We start from the raw sequence: 23,143 nt of genomic DNA, 5'->3' as shown, positions 1-23,143 counted from the left end.
AAGCTTCTAGTTCAATATACTGAAATGTAACCAATATATCAACCAATTATCAATCATAAATGTTACCAAATAGGTAGACCAATTTGTGAGGCCTATAGTCCAAATCTGTATAACCAATTTTGAGTTGGATTTTTAGCTAGGGCAGTCGAGCAAGAGAGTAGGGTTTATAAGGGGTACAAGGGAGTCTGAGTATATCTAAAAATAAATTATGTATTATTATAGGCATAAAAAAACCCCTTTCGGGGTTTTTAAATATGTTAAATATTAGTCTTCATTTGTCATAGTCCAAGTTGAACCGGCACCAACTTCAGCTGTTTGAATATAATGTAAATCACGTGCTCCAGCTAATGATTGCGCACCATCTGGATTTGTTTCTATTAATGTACTTTCGGCAGTAACAAAATCCGGTGCTTCTTTACCGTTGTCTGCTGGATTTTGGTCAATTGCACCATCCGTGTCAAAATTACCATTGCCATTTAACTTTCTGATCTCAACCCAGTTCTCATCGCTATCTCCAGAAACACGGCTGTCCATGAAACCAAAGTTATTTGTTAAGCTAGAGTTAGTTTGGTCGATAAGGTCACAATCGTATTCAAATGAGTGGTCACTACTAATCGCTTCTGAGTCGAAGTATAAACCAACAGTGGTCGCTGCGGCAGTATCATCAGCACCTAAACCGTTAGCCATTAAGTTTCCATCAAAGTTTATATTGAAGTTATTTACCACTAATGAATATAAAGTTGAAGTAGTTGCCAGCTCATCACAATCTCCCACTCCCCCCTCTGCACGTGAACCAATTTCAGTACTAAAAACAATTGGCTGTAGTGAGTTAAGTACCGTGTTGTTAGTCACATTTAACTTAAAGCTTGCTGTCCCATTATCTAATATTGCTTGGTTACCAGCATTGGGTAAGCCATAGTTATCATCACCGCTACCTTGAGAGAATGGGTTGGGTGTAAATACGATACCGCCGGCTTCTTTGTTACCTGAACGAATACCTGCGATGTAGTTGTTGCTGATAGTATGGCCTAGCGGCGTAATTAATACACCTGAAGGTCTATCATCAGAATCGCCATCAGTTAAATCAGTAGTACGAATAATAACGTTATCTGAAACGGTGTTATAACCCCCATCTTCGAGTGAAATCCCCCCATTTGGATTAAAGATTGTATTACCTTTAATCGTTGCACCTGATGTTTGTACACGCATTAATCGACGGCCGGTGACTACATTTTCAACACGATTATATTGAATAGTAATGTTAGAGCTGGTCGCGGCATCAACACCTGTAGTGCTACCTACTTGCATTAAATATAGGCTTGAATTGTTGTAGTTTGCATTAGCACTGTCTGAGAATAAGTTATATTGAATAACATGATCAGAGCTAGACGATGACATTTTAATAAATGAACCTTCTTCAGCTTGTGTTCTGCCTGTAAAGGTATTTCGTTCAATTAATGCCCCTTGGCCTTTAAGCATTACCCACTGATATTCAGTATTGTTTAATGTTTCTGCTTCCCCGTCGATAGTGTTGTTTGAGAAAGTAAAATTATCACCTTCTGAGTAAATAACCGAATCTTCACCATCACACGTCGAATCAGGTAATGTGTTAATGCTTTTAAGTGTTAAACCAGAGATAGTCGCACCGTCTACACCATCGGCGACATGTAAACATAATTCGCCGGTTAGTTCAGGTGTTTCACCTTCTACTGCACGTAAGGTTACTGCCGCAGCGAGAGATATTTCACTTACATCAGCGTAAGTGGCGGTATTTAAACCGATTACATCACCACTTGCAGCTGCAGCAATAGCGTCAGCTAATGTAGCAGAGCTATTGACAACCTCAGTATATATGACACTTTCTAATGCTGTTGATAGAGATTCATCGAATCCATCATTATCAGTATATGTAGCACTTACAGAGATAATCGCACCCGCATAGTCAGCAGGAGTAAAAGTGGCGTTATTGGTATCTGCAATAGCAACATCATCGGCATACCATGTAAATGTCACGTTCTCTTGAGAAAAACCGTTGTTATCTGAAATGTCAGCCGTTAATTCACCAGATGTTAAATATGGGAAAGAGCCTGTAATTTCAATCGAGCCTTGAGCAGGAACAAGTTCAGCTGTGACCGGTGCAGTCGCCTCAGAGGTATTACTTTCAGCAAAGCCGTTATCGTCGGTATAAGTTACTTGTACACTAATTGCCATACCAATAAGTGCTGCTTCAACAAGGTAAGTATTGTTAGTCGCACCTGAGATAGCAACGTCATCTGCAAGCCATTGATAGCTAATATCGCCAGTGGCCCCATCTTCGTCGGCTATTTCTGCTGTTAGGGTATTGCCTACAGTCGGAGTGCCAGTAATCGCTACGCTGCCTTGTGAGTTTGTTCTTTGTACAGGGTCAGTCCCTAAAGAGGTTGCCGATTCTGCAAAGCCTCGGTCATCGGTGAAAGCAACACCGACAGTGATCACTGCGCCAAACTGTGCTTCTGTTAGCGTTAATGTACTGGTTACTTCATCAGCTATAGCGACATCATCAGCAAACCATGTATATGTAATAGAGGCGTTTTCGATACCATTTTCATCAGAAACCGCGGCGGTTAAAGTTGCGCCTATTAAAGCATCACCGGTTATGCTTACACTCGATTCAAATGCAATTGCACTGACATCTGAAGTGGCATCGGTTATGTGAGATTCATTAAAGCCTGCATCATCAGTGTAAAGTGCTTGTGCTGTGATAGCTGTTCCGATTTGATCATCAGTTAATGTAAAAGAAGGAGAGGTCGCATCAGCAATTGTAGTGCCATCGGCATACCAAATATAAGTAATATCATTTGTAATGCCATTTTCATCGCTTACAGCAACGGTTAATGTTTCACCAGATAAAGGGGTACCCGAAAGGCTAATAGTGCCTAAAGTATTTGAATTATTATCTGAACTGTTATTACAACCTGCAAGGGCCGCGGCTATAGCGCATAGTGCGAATGTTTTAATCTTCATGGTGATGAACTCTCCTAAAAGCAAAGCATAATAAAATTACAGGTGTATAGCCTGATATTTTACTTAATGGTCAGTGTGTAAAATTGTAAGTTATGGGTCTATTACCAATTTGTATTGATTTTTAGGTGTGTGTTAATACCTGATTGTTAACCCATTTGTATATAAGCATATTAACAATACGATTTCTAGCACTATTCTTCAAAAAAGTTACATTTAATTCACATTTTAAATAAGGGTCATCATTACGCTGATGTGTTTTTCATGATTAGCGCACGATATAGTGGGTTTTAGGAACAAAGTGGTCGTCGTTGGTTCGACTTATAATAAATAATGTGGGTTTTAATGAATTGGTAATATCTAAACACACACGACTGGTATTTAGCCGGTGTAATTAGGGTTAGCAAGTAAATAAGCATGCCAACCCATTTATATTTAATCTAAAAGTACTTTAGCAGCTTCAATAACAACAGCGACTGATTTTTTCTCTATCTCACCGTGGTCAACATTTGGAATTTCTTGACGAGTACGATTGACTAATACACCGGCAACACACGCGGCTTTTAAGCCTAGGGCGGCACACATGGTAAATAAAGTCGCAGATTCCATTTCGTAATTCATCACACCTAGGTTTTGCCATTCTTCACAGCTTCCTTGAAGCGATTTAGGTACGTAGCCCGAAAATGTATCATATCGTTCTTGGCCTGGATAAAATGTATCGCTAGATGCTGTAATACCAATATGAAATTCAGTGTTTAAGTTTTTACACGCTTGCACCATTGCTTGTGTAGTGTAAAAATCTGAAACAGCCGGAAAGCTCAGTGGAGCAAAATGTTGACTTGCGCCATCTAAACGAACTGATGCTTGGCTTATTAATATATCGCCTTCATTTATATGAGGTTGAATTGCGCCCGTGGTACCAATTCGTAAGAATGTGCGTACTCCAAGTTGTGCTAATTCTTCAACGGCAATAGACGTTGATGGACCACCAATACCGGTAGAACATATAACAACTGATTGACCATTAAGTTGGCCTAAATAAACATGGTATTCGCGGGTTTTAGCTAGGCAGGTTGGGTTATCTAAATACTCAGAAATACGCGCGGCACGATCAGGGTCTCCTGGTACAATAGCAAGCTTTGCGCCTTTAACATCATCTAAACATAGTCCTAAGTGAAATACCTTTTCCATAACTGAGCCCTTTATTATAAAAATTTACTATCAATCTAGCATGTTTACTTTATTGCTTTTGTAAGTACAGGACCATTGTCCGCATTATTTTATTCACACTCTATGAATAACAAATCAGATTAAATTTTTACGTAAATAACAACTAGATTGACTTGTCTTTCATATCTCTATATTCAGTATTATAAGTCACGTTCTTGGTTAGTTTATTGTCCCCATTGAAAATTAATATTTTTAACAATCAATGGTTTATTGTTTTTATTTGCAGGGTTTATTCCTTATTTTACAGCGTTAAATATTGTTTTTATATCGAGATAAAATAATTTTAAGCACATAGAGAATAAATTTATACAACAGCGATTTTGCATAACTAATCAAAAAGCGAAGAAATCATATCAATCTTAATAGGCAATTTATGAGCACACAATTTAACGCATTTAAAGATAAAGTTGAGCACTATTTATGTGTCCCCGGTGATGGTGTATTTACTGTAAATACAGCAAAAGAAAGAAAAGACGCATTACGTAATAAACTATATGGTCAAACTGATAATGTAGATGCCTTATGGCGAGAATCGCTGAACAGTTTAGCAAACAGCGAACATAAGGCCGTTATTTTAGGTATAAGCTCTGACTGCGGCGGTGGTATTTTACGTGGCGCTAATTGGGGGCCCTTATTTTTACGTTCTACGCTGATAGATCAACACCCAAATTGCATGGCGTTTGATTTAGGTGATGTACGGGTGATACCGCACTTATTACACGATAAGTATTTAAACGAGGCAACGATCAGCCGATGCCAAACAGCCTTATATAACGATGATAAAAATGACTATTATGTTAGCCCTTTATCTATAACCGAAGAAGTGTGCGATAGCTTTTACGATACGTTTACTGATAAAGGGATTTTTGGGATCGGTGGCGATCATTCTATTAGTTATCCCTTAACAAAAGCTTATTTAAAAGCAAAGCGTGCACAAGGAAAGCGAACCGCTATTATTCATTTTGATGCTCATACCGATTTATTAGTCGAACGCCTTGGTATTGATTTATGTTTTGGATCTTGGTGCACCCATATTTTAGAGTTTTTACCCGCGCCACATCACTTAATTCAATTTGGCATACGTTCAAGTGGACAGCCTAAGCAACATTGGGAGCAAACATTTGGAGTTAAACAACATTGGGCACATGAAATCATTGAACAAGGTGCTCAGGCTATTGCAGAGCAAACGATTGCTCAGTTAAAAGCTGATAATGTTGACGAAGTATATGTCAGTTTTGATATAGATGCGTTAGATGCTCAATTTGCCTCTGCTACAGGCACACCAGAAGAAAATGGATTAACACCAGAGCATGCATTAGACATTTTAAAAGCAATTGCTAAGGAGTTTGCAATAACAGGTGCTGATATGATGGAAATAGCGCCATTTACTGATAGTTCATTGGTAGGAGAAAGTAGCTCACAAACGACATTAAAAGAAGGGGCTAAAATTTCAGCATTTTTAATAAATGAAATGAATAAATAACCCTAATGGTTTTTAACCCCATGATTATTATTGCTTAATGAATGTGGGGTTAAATGAATTATATAAAAACCCTCTATAAATTTAATGAATAGCATTAATAATGCTGCCGCAGTTTTGCGATTAACCGCTATTTGTGCAGCGCTTTTCACCATAAAGATCATTTCATTCTCTATTTTTTACTTCCTATCGTGAGTTTTGTCATTAAACGTATAAGAATGTTATTTAAACTGTTTTTAGATTTCAAATTTTCATTATTTTATTTAGAATGATCGTTCACTCTAAATAAAAGCATACAAAATAAAGCGATTATTTATAGACAAAATTTTGCAAGCAATACAGTGATAAATTTATCACTGTATTAACGTAAAAAACGAAACAAGTTAAATTAATTTAAAAGGTATTTTTATGCAGCGTTCTCGTATTACTTTATTGTTAGTAGCAACACTTATAGGAACGACCACTTTGTCAGGGTGTGATGAAAATACAGCGCAGCAAAGTGCAACACCTCAAGCTGTGCCCGTTGGTGTCATTAACCTTAAATCGCAAACAACAACATTAACAACAGAATTACCTGGACGAGTAAGTGCATTTCAAATTGCGCAAATAAGACCTCAAGTAACAGGCATTATTCAGTCGCGTTTGTTTACCGAAGGGAGTGTTGTGTCAAAAGGCCAAGCGCTATATCAAATTGATCCAGCCACATTTGAAGCGCAAGTTGCAGTGAGCGAAGCTGCTGTTGCACGCGCACAGGCAAGCATTGCAATTAATAAGTCAAAAGCAGAGCGTTACAAAGAGCTGCTAAAAATAAAAGCAGTGAGCCAACAAGATTATGATGAAGCGGATGGCGCTTACAAACAAGCAAATGCCGAATTACTCACAGCAAAAGCACAATTACAAACAGCCAAGATTAATTTAGATTATAGCTTGGTATCTTCACCTATAAGCGGACAAATTAGTAAATCTGATGTAACGGTGGGGGCTTTAGTGAGTGCAAATCAAGCATCTGTACTTGCAACCGTAACTCAATTAGACCCCATCTATGTTGATTTAACACAAGCGAGCAGTGAGCTCACAAAATTAAAACAGGCGTTAGCATCTGGTAGCTTGTCTATTGATGAAGTAAAACAAACTCAAGTTAAATTAAAATTAGAAGGTGGTTCTGAGTATGCACATACAGGGACGCTACAGTTTTCAGAGGTGAGTGTTAATCCGGGAACGGGCTCAGTAACGCTCAGAGCTAAATTTCCTAACCCTGAGCAATTACTACTACCGGGTATGTATGTTAGAGCAGAAGTTGTTGAAGGTGTAAAAAATGATGCTATTTTAGCGCCTCAACGCGGCATTAGCCGAAACAATAAAGGACAAGCCACCGCGATGGTAGTAACAAAAGATAATACTGTTCAAAGTAAGGTATTAAAAGTTGACCGTACTATTGGTTCTAATTGGCTCGTATCTGAAGGTTTAAATGAAGGCGATAAATTAATTGTTGAGGGGTTACAAAAAATAAGACCTGGCGCCTTGGTTAATCCTTCACCTATTGCTACCGCCTCTACAACTGATGCACAATAACGGAGAGTTTTAATGTCACGATTTTTTATCGATAGACCTATCTTTGCATGGGTGTTAGCCATAGTAGTGATGTTAGCGGGTGTACTTGCTATTCAAAAGTTACCGGTTGCTCAATACCCATCAATCGCACCGCCAGCGGTGAGTATAACGGCTACTTATCCAGGTGCCTCAGCGCGTACACTTGAAGATACCGTCACCCAAGTAATAGAGCAAAAAATGAAAGGACTTGATGGCTTGTTATATATGTCATCTACTTCAGAGTCCACAGGTTCAGCAACGCTAACATTGACTTTTAGCGCAGGTACTGACCCTGATATTGCGCAGGTACAAGTACAAAATAAGTTAGCAACAGCCACCCCATTATTACCAGAGCAAGTTCAGCGACAAGGGGTTGTTGTTGCTAAATCGGCTCGTAACTTTTTAATGGTTGTCGCATTTTTATCTGAAAACGACAGTATGAGCAATATCGATATCGGTGATTATGTTTCATCAAATGTACAAGATATTATTGCTCGTGTAGATGGGGTCGGTGAGGTACAACTTTTTGGTTCGCAATATGCCATGCGTATTTGGCTCGATCCTGCAAAATTATTAAACTATAAATTAACCCCCAGTGATATTAGTACTGCAATTAGTGCTCAAAATGCACAAGTGTCGGCGGGGCAATTAGGTGGTATGCCAGCCGTAGAGGGGCAACAATTAAATGCAACAGTAACCGCACAAAGCCGATTACAAACGCCAGAGCAGTTTGAAAATATATTAGTTAAAACAAATGTTGATGGTTCTGTCGTACGATTAAAAGATGTAGCCAGCGTTGATTTAGGCGGTGAAAGTTATCGTGTATCAGCGCGATACAATGGTAAACCGGCATCAGGTGTGGGGATAAAACTGGCCAGTGGCGCAAATGCACTCGATACAGCACAAGGTGTAAAGGCCGCACTTGAAGAGCTAAAACCTTACTTCCCTGAAGGCCTAACGACGGCAATACCATACGATACAACTCCTTTTGTTTCTATTTCTATTGAAAAAGTAGTGCATACGTTAATTGAAGCGATTGTTTTAGTATTTGTTGTTATGTACTTATTTTTACAGAACTTTAGAGCAACCATTATACCGACAATTGCTGTACCGGTTGTTTTACTCGGTACCTTTGCCATTTTATATTCCTTTGGTTACTCAATTAACACTTTGACGATGTTTGCTATGGTATTGGCAATCGGTTTATTAGTTGATGATGCGATTGTTGTTGTAGAAAATGTTGAACGGGTAATGACTGAAGAAGGTGTATCCGCACTCGAAGCAACGCGTAAATCTATGGATGAAATTAAAGGAGCCCTTGTTGGTATTGCAATGGTGCTTTCGGCAGTATTTATTCCTATGGCGTTTTTTAGCGGCTCTACGGGGGTTATTTATCGTCAATTTTCAATTACGTTAGTATCAGCGATGGGGTTATCGGTGTTAGTTGCCTTAATTTTAACCCCTGCTTTATGTGCTACTTTGCTAAAACCGAGTCATGAGCACAAAAGTGGGTCGTTATTAGGTAAGTTTTTCTCAGGCTTTAACCGTGGATTCGATAAAACGAATGCCGGGGCACAAACCTTTGTTAGCCGTATGATCTCAAAAGCGAAACGTTACTTATTATGTTATGGCTTAATTGTCGGTGGCATGGTGTATATTTTCTCAAATTTACCAACTGCGTTTTTACCTGACGAAGACCAGGGCATTTTATTTAATATGGTACAACTTCCTGCCGGTTCAACAGCTGAAGATACGCTAAACGTAGTGAAAAAAATGGAAAACCATTATCTAAATGAACAATCAGAAGCCGTTAGATCTGTGTTTGCTGTATCAGGGTTTAGTTTTGCGGGTTCGGGACAAAACACTGCAATTGGGTTTGTTGGATTAAAACACTGGGATGAGCGTGAACGTGCAGATTTATCTGTCGGTGCAGTAGCAGGAAAAGCGATGGGGTATTTCTCAACTATTAAAGAAGCATTTGTTTTTGCATTCCCACCGCCAGCGATTATCGAGTTAGGCACTGCTAATGGTTTTACTTTGTTTTTACAAGACCGTGTTGGCTTGGGCCACGATGCTTTATTGCAAGCCCGCAATATGTTGCTTGGCATGGCAAGTCAAAGCCCAATATTAAATGGCGTACGTCCAAATGGTCAAGAAGACAAACCTGAGCTGCAACTCGATGTTGATTTAGCCAAAGCCGCCGCGTTAGGTGTGTCGCAAAGTAGTATCAATAGCACGCTAGCCACCGCTTGGGGGAGTAGTTATGTCAATGACTTTATTGACCGTGGGCGAGTGAAAAAAGTATACCTTCAAGGTATTGCTAAATCGCGTATGGTTCCTGAAGATTTAAATAAATGGTATGTGCGTAATGATCAAGGAAACATGGTGCCTTTTTCTGCATTTGCGAGTTCATATTGGACTTACGGTTCTCCTAGATTAGAGCGCTATAACGGTTTTTCTGCAATGGAAATACAAGGTAGTGCGGCGCCAGGATATAGCACCGGTGAAGCAATGGATGAAATAGAGCGTTTAGTAAAACAACTGCCAACAGGTATTAGCTCTGAATGGACGGCTATTTCTTACCAAGAGCGCTCAAGCAGTGGTCAGGCTCCATTACTGTATGGTTTGTCTTTATTATTTGTATTTTTATGTTTAGCGGCACTTTATGAGAGTTGGTCGGTGCCTGTGGCGGTTATGATGATTGTACCACTGGGTATATTTGGTGCTTCTGTGGCGGCGCTATTTGGAGGGTTATCGAACGACATATACTTGCAAGTAGGATTACTGACAACAATTGGCCTCGCGTCTAAAAATGCGATATTAATCGTTGAGTTTGCAATTCATAAAATGGATGAAGGACTTAGTTTAGTGGATGCCGCAGTGGCTGCTGTTAGGTTACGTTTACGACCTATTTTAATGACATCACTTGCTTTTATTTGTGGTGTATTACCATTGGCAATTGCAAGTAGTGCAGGTTCAGGAGCACAAAATGCGTTAGGTATTTCAATTATTGGCGGCACGTTAGCGTCGTCAATTTTGGTCGTGGTATTTGTGCCAGTATTTTTTGTCTTGATACGTAAAATATTCCCAGGTAAAGCAAAAACAACAAACCAGGAGCAAGCATAATGTTATTTAAAAAGTTAGCACTCAGCGCAATTACTTCAGCCGTGCTTAGTGGCTGTCAACTTGCACCCGAACAGCAAAATATTGCACTTCCTGTGCCAGATAGTTATGGACAAAGCACCTCGCAAGGTAATGTTGAAAGTTTGAAGTGGCAGCAGTTTTTTCAAGATCAAAACTTGCAACAACTGATTAGTATTGCGCTTGAAAATAACAAAGATATGAAAATATCTCAGTTAAATGTCCAACGAGTAAGAGGGTTATACCAGATTGAAAAATCAGCGTTGTATCCCTCACTTGATTTTAACGGTAACGGCTCTCGCACACGACTACCTAGTGATTTAACATCAACCGGTGAGGCAGGGATCAGTTCACAATATACTGCAACGGTAGGTATAACATCATACGAACTTGATATTTGGGGAAAAGTAAGCAATCAAACAGAACAAGCTTTACAAACCCTATTCTCTACTGAATTAACTCAATACAGTACACAAGTTTCTTTGGTGTCAGAAATAGCGAATGCCTGGTTAAATTACGCTGCAGATTTACAATTATTGGGGTTTGCTCAAGAAACATTAGTTTCTCAACAAGCGTCTTTAGATTTAACTCAAAAAAGCTTTAATTTAGGTGCCACATCAAAAATTACACTTGAGCAACTTAAAAGTACAGTGGCGAATGCTGAAGTTGACATTGCAACCTACAAGCGATTATTACAGCGTGATAAAAATGCATTAGCGCTTTTAGTAGGGCGTCATTTTGATGTTTCGTTATTACCAGAAAAATCACTTAATACTTTATTAGATTTACCTGTAATACCTGTTGGTCTTCCTTCTGATTTGTTAACTCAGCGACCCGATATAAAAGCCGCTGAACATCAGCTTTTAGCTGCCAATGCCAATATAGGTATTGCCCGCGCCGCTTTCTATCCAAATATTAGCCTAACAGCTCGTGCAGGTACAACATCAAGTGAATTGGGGGATTTATTTAGTGGAGGCTCTGGTACATGGAGCTTTACACCTAATATAACTTTACCTATTTTTACGATGGGTAAAAACAGAGCTAATCTAGATGTTGCTAAAACAGATCAACAGATTGCTTTAACGACCTATGAGCAAAAAATTCAGCAAGCTTTTCGTGAAGTTGCCGATTCACTTGCAGATAATCAAGGCTATCAAGAACAGTTAAAGGCATTACAACGCCTTGTAAATAGCCGTAAAATAACCTTTGATATAGCCAACGAACGCTATAAATTAGGGGCCGATAGTTACTTAGAAGTCCTTGATGCACAAAGAAATTGGGTGTCAGCGCAGCAGCAACTTATTAATGGTCAAAAAGCATTATTAGCAAGTAAAATTAGTTTATACAAAGTTCTCGGTGGTGGTTGGCATGATAAATCAGAGCAATCAGGTTTATAATGCAGCCCGGTAATTTTAATACTGACATGAGTTTAAATAGGGGGATTGCATGAGCGTTAAACCAAAAAGGCAAAGCGATCCTAACATTGCTAAAGCGCGAAGAGAGCAAATTTTAAATGCTGCAGCACAGTGCTTTCGCCGTAAAGGCTACCATGGCGCCGGAATGGCAGAAATATCTAAAACAGCTGGGATGAGTGCAGGCCATATTTATAATTATTTCAATAGCAAAGAAGCCATTATAGAAAGTATTATAGAAAAAGATATGGCCGAAATGTTCTCTATTTTTGAACAGTTTGAACAACAGCCGGGCGATATATTATCTGTACTCCTTGATGGTTTAAATATTGGTGTGCAAAGACATATGGATACCGGTAATTGTGTTGTTGACTTAGACATGATGGCAGAAGCTGGACGTAATAAAAAAGTCGCCACATTATTGCGAGAAAAAGACACGCAGGCGCGACAACGCATGCACCGATTATTAACTAGCGAAAGCAGCCTGGTTAAATTTCATGATGAGCAAGAAATAGAAAGCCGAATAAATGTTATTTTTTCTGTTATGGGAGGACTATTACTACGTAAGGTGCTCTACCCAGAGCTAACAGAAGAAACAGTCTTGATTGCACTTCGACCTGCTATAAAAACCTTATTGTCTCCTTTTTAATTTAAACAAAGCTTAGTTATTTTTTATAGCTAAGCCTACTTCCAAATAAGTAAGTACTGTTTGTGAATAATTCACTTATTTAATTGTAATTATTACCCAGTTACAAAACCGTAAATTTTAATTTTATTAAATATCAATAGATTACATTTATTTCCACGGTGGTTTTTCGGTGCGATATTTGCAGTTGATAAGTAATAATTATTATTGTACTGACAATAATAGATGTGGGTTTGTTTATTTTTTAATTTTACAAATTAAAAAATATATATGAAAGGAAGAAATATGTACGCAGCGATCAGTTATTCAATATTAGCAATTTTATTTATCATTATTGGCTTAAATGTTAACGCACTTCATTTTTCTTTGGTTTTTTATTGGAGTGCAGCATCGTTATTATTGGTCAGTGCAGCGTATATATTTAACCTTTCTAAAATTTTTAGAAAGCGGGAAAACGGCGTTATTCCATTTTACATACGTTGGTTGTTTATCCCCTTTTTATTGGGAGCACAGCTTTATAATGCATGGGCTAGAAAAAATGACAAAGTGCCTGCAATACAACAAATAGATGAAAAACTATTTTTGGCTTGTCGGCTTTTTCCTTCTGATATTGATGAGCTTAAAGAAAATAATGTGACCGCTGTTTTAGACGTTACCTGTGAGTTTGATGGACTTGAGTGGACATCGGCGCAACAAAATATCGATTATTTAAACATACCCGTATTAGATCACCGCGTACCGACAAATTCACAACTTAACCAAGCAATTAATTGGATAGATAATCATTTAAAAAAAAATAGAAAAGTGGTTGTTCATTGTGCGCTAGGGCGGGGTAGATCGGTGTTTATTATGGCAGCTTATCTGCTAAGTAAACAAAGTAATACTGATGTGTATCAGGTATTGGCTAAAATTAAAGAAACACGCGAAACCGCTAATTTAAATAAACACCAATTACGTAAATTAAAAAAGTATTATGATGAAGGTAAGCTACGGATTAAAAACAAAGCCGTTTTGATAGTGAATCCTGTATCGGGAACGAAAATGTGGGACGACAATAAGCAGCGAATTATTGCACGCTTATCTGCATATTATGAATTAGATATATTAACTACGACAGATAAAATAAACGCGACATTATTAGCGAAAAAAGCAAAATTAAAATCACCTGATATTATCATTGCCTGCGGTGGTGATGGCACTGTAGCAGAAGTTGCAAGTGTTGTTATAAAAAGCCCATGTAAGTTAGGGATTATTCCTTTTGGTACTGCCAATGCACTTGCACATGTATTAATGGGGGTATCATCGAAGTTAATTCCAGTTGATATAGCCTGTGATCTTATTATTGATGGCCAATCTCGAACAATTGATACTGCTTATTGTAATGATGATTTGATGTTGCTATTAACTGGAATAGGGTTTGAGCAATCAATGATTGAAAAAGCCAGTAGAGAAGCAAAAAACCAATTTGGCCAATTGGCCTACCTCAGTGGATTTTTTAATGCGTTAGCAGAAAATAAAGTGCATTCATTAACTGTAAAAATAGATGATAATGCCCCCCAAGTTATCAATACAAATAGTTTTGTAATCGCAAATGCAGCCCCTTTTACGACTTTGTTTGCTCAAGGAGGTGGACAACCCAACCATCAGGATGGATTACTTGATATAAATTGGTTAAATCCAAATCAACAAACATCAACCAATATGTTAAGTATTGCAGAACTTATATTAAGTAGTACAACACAAACTCAATTGGCAATAAACTCACATCACACAAATGCTAAGTATATTGAAGTTAGTGCTTTAGAAACATTTAGCTATGTGATCGATGGAGAAATAAAATCAGCTGATAAACTCACAATTCGTATTGAGCCAGCCTCATTAAATGTAATTTGTAAAGAGCAATAAATTACGTTTATTAGCATAAAAAAGGAGCTAAATTAGCTCCTTTAATTGTCTTTATTTTTTAATCGATGGCCAAACAAACCCTGCGTTAGCTGCTTCTGCTGATTGGTTACGAGAGGGCTGGGTTTTTGCTTTACGCAATGGCTTATTCGCGAGGGTATGTAAATAGAGTGCTTCTACTTTATCACGCGCCCACGGCGTTTTACGTAAAAACTTTAAACTAGATTTAATACTCGGTGAATCTTTAAAGCATTTAATATTAACTTGCTCAGCCATGGCTTTAAAGCCTAAACGCTGTTCTAATTCTACCAATATTTGTTCTAATGTGACCCCATGAAGTGGGTTTTTAGGTTGATTATCCATGATATAGCTACTTAGTTAGACTACGTGCATTATAACGTAAAAGTCGTTATTGAGCTATGGGGTGAGTTTGTTATGAATGAAAGTATCAACAAACAATTTAATAAGTAGTTTGTACATAAAAAAAGCCCATGTAATACATGGGCTTTTATAAACTAATTTAGTTAATTAAATTAGAAAGTGTATTTAACACCAACGCGCATTGTCCATACAGACGCGCTATTTACTGTAGCAGTACCCGCATTGCTTGCGTTAAAACCAGAGTAAACATAACGACCTTGGTCATCAAGGCTTGTGCTAACCATAGGGTTACCAACAAAGCTACCTTCTTTAACTACGCCCCAATCATCATTTAGCATGTTAGTTAGGTTTTCGATAACGAAGAATGCTTCACCTTTATGTCCATCCATAAAGCCAGGAAGTTCTTGAGTTACTTTAAAGTCAACTTTAACAACCCAGTCAGCGTTTTCTTCATTACGGCCCGTGATCTCGCCACGTTCTAAACCATTTTCAGCAATAAACTCATTAAATGCGTTTAATTCATCAGCTGTCATGTCGTAAACAACGTTAGGATCGTTTTCTAGTGGTACGTAAAGTAATTGGCGATCACCGTTCCAGTTGTTATCGCCCCATACATCATCGCTTCCGTCAAACGTGTAGCTGTACGGTAAGCCTTTGTATGCTTCACTGAATAAGTTAAAGCGAGTTGCGTAACCATCAACAAACTCATTAGAGTAACCAAGCGTTAATGTTAAACGATGTGGGATTTCGTAATCAGATGAAGCAACACCTGGGTTACCTGGATCAGTTACTGCTAGGTTACCGTAGTTAGAACCAGCAACAGAGCTAGTCATTGGGCTAACATCATCAGAATCAGTATATGCATAAGCAAAACTTACACTAACACCATTATCCCATTGCTTGCTTACTGCAGCAGATAGTACTGATGATTGGCCACTGTCTCCAGATACGTTAGTAAGTAAATACTCATTTGCACGACCTTCGATTGATTCGTAGATTGGACGTCCATCAAATGTAGTTTCACCCGTATCTTGTAAAGCAAGATCTTGCATTACAGCAGCGTTTTTCTTTTTAGAGTATAAGTAATCTAATGAAATTACGTACTCATCTTCAGTTGTGTATGTAGCACCAATAGAGTATTTCCACTCTGAAGGAATTTCAAAGTCTGGGTCTACCGCATTTACTGTTGAATCACCTGAACCAATTACAGTGTTTGCAACTGCATCGTATTGTGATTGAGGAACCTCATAACCTGGAGTACCGCCATTTACATTTTCAAGAGCAAATAAGTCGATAGAACCGAATTGGTTTGCAGAAATGTTTGTAATACCGTCGTTAGAGTATGAGTTAGATAGCCAAACATTTGGGTTACCACCAGAGAATAAACCAAGACCAGCACGTACTTCTAATTCGTCATTAGCATACCATTGGAAACCAATACGTGGTTGAAGTAAGTCTATGCCATCAAACGTACTTTGGTTGCTAAAGCCATAACGATTAGTGAAGTTTTGGTTTAGGTTAGGCGTATCATCGCTTGTGTATCTGTCGTAACGTAGACCAAATGTAATATTTGCGTCTAAATCAGTGAAAGAGTACTCATCCTGAACATAAAAAGTATGCTGAGCGTAAGAGAAGCTTGCCGCTGCATCAGTTGGATCGTTTGTACCTGCCGCATTGTTGTAGTAAATAGCTGAAGCAATACCGTTTTCGAAGTCTTCAACTGAATTAAAGCGCCACTCACCTTCAGTGTGCTGTACGAATTGGTTGAAGATTTCTAGTTCTTCAAACTCGTAACCTGCAGTGATAGTATGTTGATCTAGGTAGTAAGTACCAGCAAATTTAGCTGTTGTAGTATCGTAGTCTAAATCATTTGATTGACGAGAATCATCTGGACCAATGTAAATAGTACCGCCACTTTCGGTTCTAATTTGCATTTCACCAAAGCTACTAGCTGCATCTAATGATTGCACTGTTTGGTCTATTTTTGATTTACCAATACGTACTTCAGTAGAAAAATCATCAGACCAATCTGAGTAAAGTGAAGCAATTACAGAAGTGAACTCAGCACCTGTTTTATAAAAGTGATTACTTAAAGAAACAGTATTGCTGTAGGCATCTGATTGAGAAATAGTAAACGCATCATTGTAGTTATAAATGATGTTTGCACGGTGATCTTCGTTGATGTTCCAATCTAATTTAATTAAGATTTTTTCATCTTCAACAGGTGCACTTGATGGCATATCGCCAGCATCGTAACCGTATACAGACTGGGCAATCGATTGTACATTTGAAATATCTTCAGCTGTTACACTACCGCCTGTTAAACCACTGTAATCATACTGTACAACACCTTCAACTTTCTCATATGAAGTAAACAAGAATAATTTGTCTTTAATTAGTGGTAGACCTACGTTAAAACCGTAACGTTTTTCACTGAAGTCGCCAGCATCGTAATCGTTACCTTCAACTGAATCACCAACCATTGAATCATTTGTGTAATCGTAGAAAACACCACCGTGAATTTCGTTACCACCAGTTTTTGTAACTGCGTTGATATTACACGAAGTGAAACCACCGTATTGAACATCAAATGGTGCTAATTCAGCTGAAACTTGTTCGATCGAATCGAAAGAAAAAGGTGCATTAATTGTTGGGTAACCATTTGAACTAAGGCCGAAGTTATCGTTCATACGAACGCCATCAAGCGTTAAGCTGTTATAACGAGGGTTACCACCACCACAGTTGATTGCATTGCTGCTATCAATTGAGATACGCGGGTCAATACGGATAACGTCTTTTAAATCACGGTTGATAGCTGGTTGGTTTTCAAGGTCAGTCAGCGTAAACGTTGACGCAGGACCCGTACCACCAGACATTGAACTGATAGGTGCACCCGTAACAACAATTTGTTCAATGTTTGAAATTGGCTCAAGTGTTGTATTAACAGGGTAATCGTTACCGATGTTAAGGATAATGTTATTGAATTCTTGATCAGCATATACATCTGAATCAACAATTACTTTATATGGACCACCAACACGAAGGTTTTTAGCAGTAAAGTAACCCGCGTCGTTAGTTTCAGTTGTTTTAACTGAACCAGATGGTACGTGTAAAATTGTAATTTTTGTACCCGCTGCTGCATTGCCATTTGGTCCTTTAATTTGACCTTTAATAGCAGATGTTGTTTCATTTGCTAGGGCTGCACCACTTACACCAACACATGCTGCGATAGCAAGTGATAGGGCTGTTTTGCGAAGTTGAGTTTTCATCTATATTTCCCGTGTAGTTAATATTAAATTTTTATATTTTTATATTTAAGAATTAATCGCAATAAACAGATAGATATTTATTGTGGCTAACCCTTGATTACTATTGTACCCATTCATTTGTTACAAATAAAATACAATTGCAATATATTTATAATAAACGATTGTGTTTAAAAATCATTCATTAATTTATATTTATATACAGTTTCTTTTAATTAATTTTAATTTTACTTTTTTTATATGACAGTAATGTGAAAAATTCACAGTTCTCGTCATTATTTAATTAATTATTACAATGCCGGTGTGTTTTTTAATACACAGATAAATAGCAATATTATTTTAAAGCTAATGCATCTTTAAGCGGCACTGATTGTGGATCAAAAATAGCGTTTAATATTCCTGCAAGTCTAACCCCAGCTTGTTTTAGTCGCTTTTTTACTATTGGAGTATTTTCATAAATATATTCATAACTAATATCTTCAGAGGTCGACTTATATAATGCACTCGATAAATCACGAGATTCTTCTAACCACGTTTCAGGTTTACTATTTAAATAATTAGCAATTTCTTGTGCATCTGTTGTGTTTATAAAAGCTGCAAACTCAGTAAAAGATAGATTTTGATTTTCAATTAAGGTTGTATCCCATAATCGATGTAAATTTGTCGACTCTTTGAAAAAGTTTACTTTTATACTATTACCGCCTCTATCAGCGCTTCGCCCTGCATGAAAAGGCTGATGGCTATCACCGACTAGATGGACTAAAAATCGTAAGCTAAATTGTTTTTCATCTACTGTTGTTTTTGAATCACTTAAAGTATTAGAAGTGAAATAGATACCTTCTAAAATATTGGTAACAGATTCTTTAGATTCGGTATGGGAGTGATCTAACTTAAAAGGGGTATTCGGTAAGGTATTTATATAGTGCCAGCGAGAAGATTCTTTTTGCCAAAATTGCCCCGGGGCAGAGCGCATTTCATCAGGCCATGTGGATATTTGCGCTAAACTAGCACCATTTAAATAAGGAACTAAAGCAGCCTTGGTTGTGTCTGTTAAATGTGATTGTGCAATTTCTCCCACAATACGATGACCATTTTGACCCCATGCGCTCACTTTTAGTGATACGAAGGTACATGAAATTAAACATACTGTTAGTGCAATGTAAATCATATTGCGCATCAAGGTTAATCCTTAAGCTGACATTAATTTTATAAAATCTATAGGTCAATTGTCCTCATATATTAAACAAATAGGAAGGATTTATTAAAATTCACTGTGTATTATTTAAAGTTCAGTAATATCAGTCTCTTAGTTGTTATGGGTAAAATTACTTATTGCAATAAGTAATTAAAGTTGTTGAAATAGGTGGGTGTTTTACTAGGTGATAGTTTCTTGAATCTTAAAAATTATATAAATCGAAATATAAGCTATGTTATTTGCTTTTGCATACTGTTAATAGTCACCTGGATTTTGGGGGGAGTTAGTACAGAGCAAAAGCCTTTAGCGTTTCCTGTTCTTATAAACACTTCGATGCAATGTTTAACCTCGGCCAAAGGGAATAAAGACCAACTGATTATATTTACCCCATCAAAACAAGATGCTAATTCTTTAAGCCTTAAGTTATGTGAAGATGCAACTGTTGCTCGTCAGTTTGGCAAAGTGGTGGGCTATTGGGGATATAAACCTGCTGATAGTGTTGAGTTTATTGGCAAAGGAATAGCAGATTTAATTATGGCAAAAAACAACATTATGGATGCTTTTACTGCTGAGTTTACTTATAACTATCAACCAGTGGCGGGCTTTGCCGATTACACAGCTTTTTTTATATCGGCAAAAGAAAAGCCACAAATTAACAAACAATACTTATTGGGTAAAAAAATAGGCTTACTTGATTACCCTACAAGTCGCTCAGGCCATATACTTCCTAAACAAACGTTTAAAAAATTGGGCTTTTCGGCTGATGAACTCAATATCACTTATGCTAGCTCGCATGATGAGCTGCGCACGTTACTTGCAAATGGAGAGGTAGATATAATTTCGTCATATTGGAAAGATAGCGACAATGCGCTGTTTTCTAAAAATTATATAACTCCAATTAATAGGCAAGTTACAGGGACTCGGTGGTATTTGAAGATGCAACAAAACAACATTGATTTACTGTGTGCAGTGCAAAAAAATATACAGGCCATGTCAAAAGAGCAACCTTTACATTATTATCAAAACGTTCAAACGTACTGGCAATGTAACGAGCAGGGTGCTGAATTTTTAGGGGAAGTACACAATGACTAAGCATTTTATTACATTAAATGCACTATTAATATTTGTTGTATTAACTCTCATTTATTTTACTTCATCGCAGCTATCTTTACGCCATGATATAGGGATAAAAATCACCGAATTAGAAAAGCAAATTGCATTAGATTTACCATTATTAGAACTCCCTAATGAATTTTTGCATTATTCAGGCGATCAGGCTGCAGTTAGTTTGTACATAGAAAAATTAAATCAGCATTTATCCCAGCAATATATTTCTGTTGTAAACATTTCTTCAAAACCAACCATTGCAAACACGGATGAAACAAATCAGCTTATTAGACAATTAAATTCGCCTAACCAAGTGACTTATATTACGTTGTCTAAAAATATACCTTTTGTAAGGAAGGTAGATATTGCCTTTATGATTTTATTTGCTTTTGTTGCATTAATAATGAGTTATTGGCGAAAAAAAATTATCGAACAATCAAAAAAATATAAAATCAATGTAGCCAAAAATAACGAACTAGCTGATTTCAAATTATGTATCGATTTACAGACTAAAACGCTAAGTAGTAATTATGTTGATAATTTACACGTTGGCTTAGCAAACAAACCGTTGTGTTTTTATTTAGCATTGGCTGATTATTGTATAATGAATAATGACGTTATACTCAATCAAAATAAAGATGTACCAGAGGATCTAATTAAATTAGCAAACAAATACTTTTACCGTTTAACAGAACTTGGGCATACGATTAGAAAACGTCCTAACTTCAATAACAGTCTTGATAAAACGTTAAGCGAAATCCGAGCAGCGCTTGATGAAGTACTTGCTGCAACACCTGAATATAAAGAAATTTATTACCCACCTAAAGCAGCTGGAGAAGGTTCTCGTTCGCGGGTACATAGTTACGCTTTAAATAATCTGATACAAGGACAAATTAGGGTAAAAGGAAAGTAAGCGATTTACTTACTTTCCTAAAAGTGAACGGCTATTAAAAATTTATTAGCCGATCTGTTATTTTATTTTGGAGCATAATCATTAGCATAAACAGGGTTATGCTTTATAAAGAATGCTTTAAGCGCTTCAACATCGGTATGATTTGTACTTACAAAATGTGGTTTATCAGTTAACGCAGGGTAACCATCACCACCCGATGCATTGTAGCTGTTAATACTCATACGGTATGTTTTATTTTTATCAAATGGTTGGCCATTTATTTTAACGTTCGACAGTGTATTATTTTCTAGGTCGAATGAAAGTTTGTGATACTGTAAATACGCGCCTGCATCTGCAGGGAAACGTGTAACTATATTTAAGTAATCCCATAAATCCGAACCACTCCAATCGATGTAAGTAATGCGATTTTTAAATGGGTGTACCTTTAAAATATCTTTATAGCTTACTTCACCTGCTTTGATTGAACTACGAATACCGCCGCCACTAATAATACCAAAATCGGCATTTACTGCATCCATTTGTGCTTGGATAATAACGCGTGCTAAGTTTGTTTGCTGGTACCTAACTTTATTTCTGTCACCTTGCAAATCTCCTTTGAGGATACCAATAGATCCTGCGATTTGTTTAGCGCCTTTATCTTGGTACACTTTTAAGAAGGTTTGTACTTTTTCATCTGGTGTTATGTACTCGTTAGCAAGTTCTCGCTTTGTAGAGCCATCAGCTTGTAGTTTATCTACATATAAGTTTACAGGCATTAATTTATAATCAAGTAATGTCAGTGTGCCATTTTCTAATTTAAATTCGGCTTTACCAACATATTTTCCCCACTCATGCGCTTGCATGATCCAGGTACCATTTTGTTGATCTGGTTTACATGCAAGGCCTGGTTTGAAATTATCATCATTGATATTCTTTCCTGCCATACATACTGGCTCTTGAGAATGTCCACCAATAATCATATCAAGTGTATTTGCTTTAAGAGAACGAGCAAGCGTGACATCACCCGGCGCATTAATACCTGGTTTTGCGTCTACATAATGCCCCATGTGAGTAACCGCAATTGTGATATCAGGGTTGTATTTCGTTTTTATTTCATTTGCTAATTTAGCTGTTACTGTAACCGGATCTCTAAACTCTAAATGCCCGATGTATTGTGGGTTACCAATTTTTGCGGTGTCTGTTGTGGTTAAACCGATAACGGCTATTTTTAACCCGTTTTTATTGAAAATTTTGTAACTTTCAAAAGCATGTTCACCGGTTTCTTTATCAAAAATATTTGCCGATAACAGCGGGAAATTAGCCCATTGCTGCTGCTTTTTTAAAACACTGATAGGGTTGTCAAATTCATGGTTTCCTAATGCCATTGCATCGTATCCTATTAATGACATACCTTTAAAGTCGGGTTCTGCTTGTTGTAAATCAGACTCAGGAATCCCCGTGTTTATATCGCCACCAGAAAGAAGTAAAACACTATGACCTTGCTCTTTTGCTTGTGCTCTTAATCGATCAATAAGCGTTTTTCGAGCCGCCATACCATACTCACCTTCGTCATTATGCCAAAATCGACCATGATTATCGTTTGTATGTAATACCGTTAAATATTGAACCTTGGCTGTGGTTGATGTAGGAGAAGTACAGCCCAATACATTGACTAAAATGAAGACTAAAAAAATTATTCGCATACAGTTACCTAAATTAAACGTTAACAAAACCTATAAGGGAGTTATATTAAACCACTTTCAAACTTAAAAAATAGCTTTTTACCTATTTTAAGTCATTTAATACACATTTTTTGAGGAATAAAAATACATTGTAAATGCAATGTAAACTAGGTGTATGTGTTTCTATGTTTAAAGGAGTGGTTTTAGTGATTGTACATT

Annotated in this window: 14 protein-coding genes; 8 read left to right on the top strand and 6 right to left on the bottom strand. The window is 37.3% G+C overall.

The annotated features are described in order from the left end of the window. Nucleotides 1-264: 264 nt before the first annotated feature. A complete protein-coding gene (locus J8L70_RS10770) occupies nucleotides 265-3,003 on the bottom strand; it encodes a chondroitinase-B domain-containing protein (RefSeq protein WP_211055588.1) in 2,739 nt (912 codons plus the stop codon). A gap of 432 nt (nucleotides 3,004-3,435) precedes the next feature. Then, entirely contained in the window at nucleotides 3,436-4,191 is a 756-nt protein-coding gene (gene udp / locus J8L70_RS10765; RefSeq protein ID WP_211055587.1) for a uridine phosphorylase, read from the bottom strand. 412 nt (nucleotides 4,192-4,603) lie between these two features. On the opposite strand from udp, the gene J8L70_RS10760 reads away from it, so the two are divergent. The 6 genes from J8L70_RS10760 to J8L70_RS10735 all read left to right on the top strand — a co-directional run bounded on the left by J8L70_RS10760 (nucleotide 4,604) and on the right by J8L70_RS10735 (nucleotide 14,404). After that, nucleotides 4,604-5,713: an arginase family protein gene (locus J8L70_RS10760; RefSeq protein WP_211055586.1), complete on the top strand. Its 1,110-nt coding sequence runs from the start codon at nucleotides 4,604-4,606 to the stop codon at nucleotides 5,711-5,713. Nucleotides 5,714-6,118: 405 nt separating this feature from the next. Further along, nucleotides 6,119-7,282: an efflux RND transporter periplasmic adaptor subunit gene (locus J8L70_RS10755; RefSeq protein WP_211055585.1), complete on the top strand. Its 1,164-nt coding sequence runs from the start codon at nucleotides 6,119-6,121 to the stop codon at nucleotides 7,280-7,282. Between the two features lie 12 nt (nucleotides 7,283-7,294). Continuing rightward, the gene (locus J8L70_RS10750; RefSeq protein WP_211055584.1) at nucleotides 7,295-10,426 is read left to right on the top strand and encodes an efflux RND transporter permease subunit; all 3,132 of its coding nucleotides are present in this window, start codon (nucleotides 7,295-7,297) and stop codon (nucleotides 10,424-10,426) included. Next, on the top strand, nucleotides 10,426-11,838 hold the full coding sequence (locus tag J8L70_RS10745) for an efflux transporter outer membrane subunit (protein WP_211055583.1): 1,413 nt from the start codon (nucleotides 10,426-10,428) through the stop codon (nucleotides 11,836-11,838). Before J8L70_RS10750 ends, J8L70_RS10745 begins: the two co-directional genes overlap by 1 nt. A 49-nt stretch (nucleotides 11,839-11,887) precedes the next feature. After that, on the top strand, nucleotides 11,888-12,502 hold the full coding sequence (locus J8L70_RS10740; protein ID WP_211055582.1) for a TetR/AcrR family transcriptional regulator: 615 nt from the start codon (nucleotides 11,888-11,890) through the stop codon (nucleotides 12,500-12,502). Nucleotides 12,503-12,784: 282 nt separating this feature from the next. Further along, nucleotides 12,785-14,404 carry a diacylglycerol kinase family protein gene (locus tag J8L70_RS10735; RefSeq protein ID WP_211055581.1) on the top strand — a complete coding sequence of 540 codons (1,620 nt, stop codon included), beginning with the start codon at nucleotides 12,785-12,787 and terminating at the stop codon, nucleotides 14,402-14,404. Between the two features lie 51 nt (nucleotides 14,405-14,455). Here J8L70_RS10735 and J8L70_RS10730 read toward each other — a convergent pair whose 3' ends face one another. The 3 genes from J8L70_RS10730 to J8L70_RS10720 form a co-directional block, all read right to left on the bottom strand. Beyond that, the gene (locus J8L70_RS10730) at nucleotides 14,456-14,764 is read right to left on the bottom strand and encodes a VF530 family protein (protein ID WP_211055580.1); all 309 of its coding nucleotides are present in this window, start codon (nucleotides 14,762-14,764) and stop codon (nucleotides 14,456-14,458) included. Nucleotides 14,765-14,934: 170 nt separating this feature from the next. Beyond that, nucleotides 14,935-18,051 (bottom strand): TonB-dependent receptor, encoded by a 3,117-nt coding sequence (locus tag J8L70_RS10725; RefSeq protein ID WP_211055579.1) that lies wholly within the window; start codon nucleotides 18,049-18,051, stop codon nucleotides 14,935-14,937. A gap of 331 nt (nucleotides 18,052-18,382) precedes the next feature. Then, on the bottom strand, nucleotides 18,383-19,216 hold the full coding sequence (locus tag J8L70_RS10720) for a S1/P1 nuclease (protein ID WP_247664789.1): 834 nt from the start codon (nucleotides 19,214-19,216) through the stop codon (nucleotides 18,383-18,385). A 276-nt stretch (nucleotides 19,217-19,492) separates the two neighbouring features. Here J8L70_RS10720 and J8L70_RS10715 point away from each other — a divergent pair, with 276 nt between their 5' ends. Both J8L70_RS10715 and J8L70_RS10710 read left to right on the top strand, forming a co-directional pair. Next, nucleotides 19,493-20,335 carry a hypothetical protein gene (locus J8L70_RS10715; RefSeq protein WP_348772156.1) on the top strand — a complete coding sequence of 281 codons (843 nt, stop codon included), beginning with the start codon at nucleotides 19,493-19,495 and terminating at the stop codon, nucleotides 20,333-20,335. Continuing rightward, complete coding sequence (locus J8L70_RS10710) at nucleotides 20,328-21,263, top strand: hypothetical protein (protein ID WP_211055577.1); 936 nt, start codon at nucleotides 20,328-20,330, stop codon at nucleotides 21,261-21,263. The genes J8L70_RS10715 and J8L70_RS10710 overlap by 8 nt, the downstream gene beginning before the upstream one ends. Nucleotides 21,264-21,325: 62 nt before the next feature. Here the strand turns inward: J8L70_RS10710 and ushA are convergent, their stop codons facing one another. Beyond that, nucleotides 21,326-22,945, bottom strand: a complete 1,620-nt coding sequence (ushA, locus tag J8L70_RS10705; protein ID WP_211055576.1) for a bifunctional UDP-sugar hydrolase/5'-nucleotidase UshA — start codon at nucleotides 22,943-22,945, stop codon at nucleotides 21,326-21,328. Nucleotides 22,946-23,143: the final 198 nt, after the last annotated feature.

This window comes from Pseudoalteromonas sp. MMG010 (assembly GCF_018100905.1).
In the GTDB taxonomy this organism is placed as follows: Bacteria; Pseudomonadota; Gammaproteobacteria; order Enterobacterales; family Alteromonadaceae; genus Pseudoalteromonas.
The sequence above is the reverse complement of the archived record's forward strand: the minus strand, read 5'-3'. Positions and strand labels throughout refer to the sequence as shown.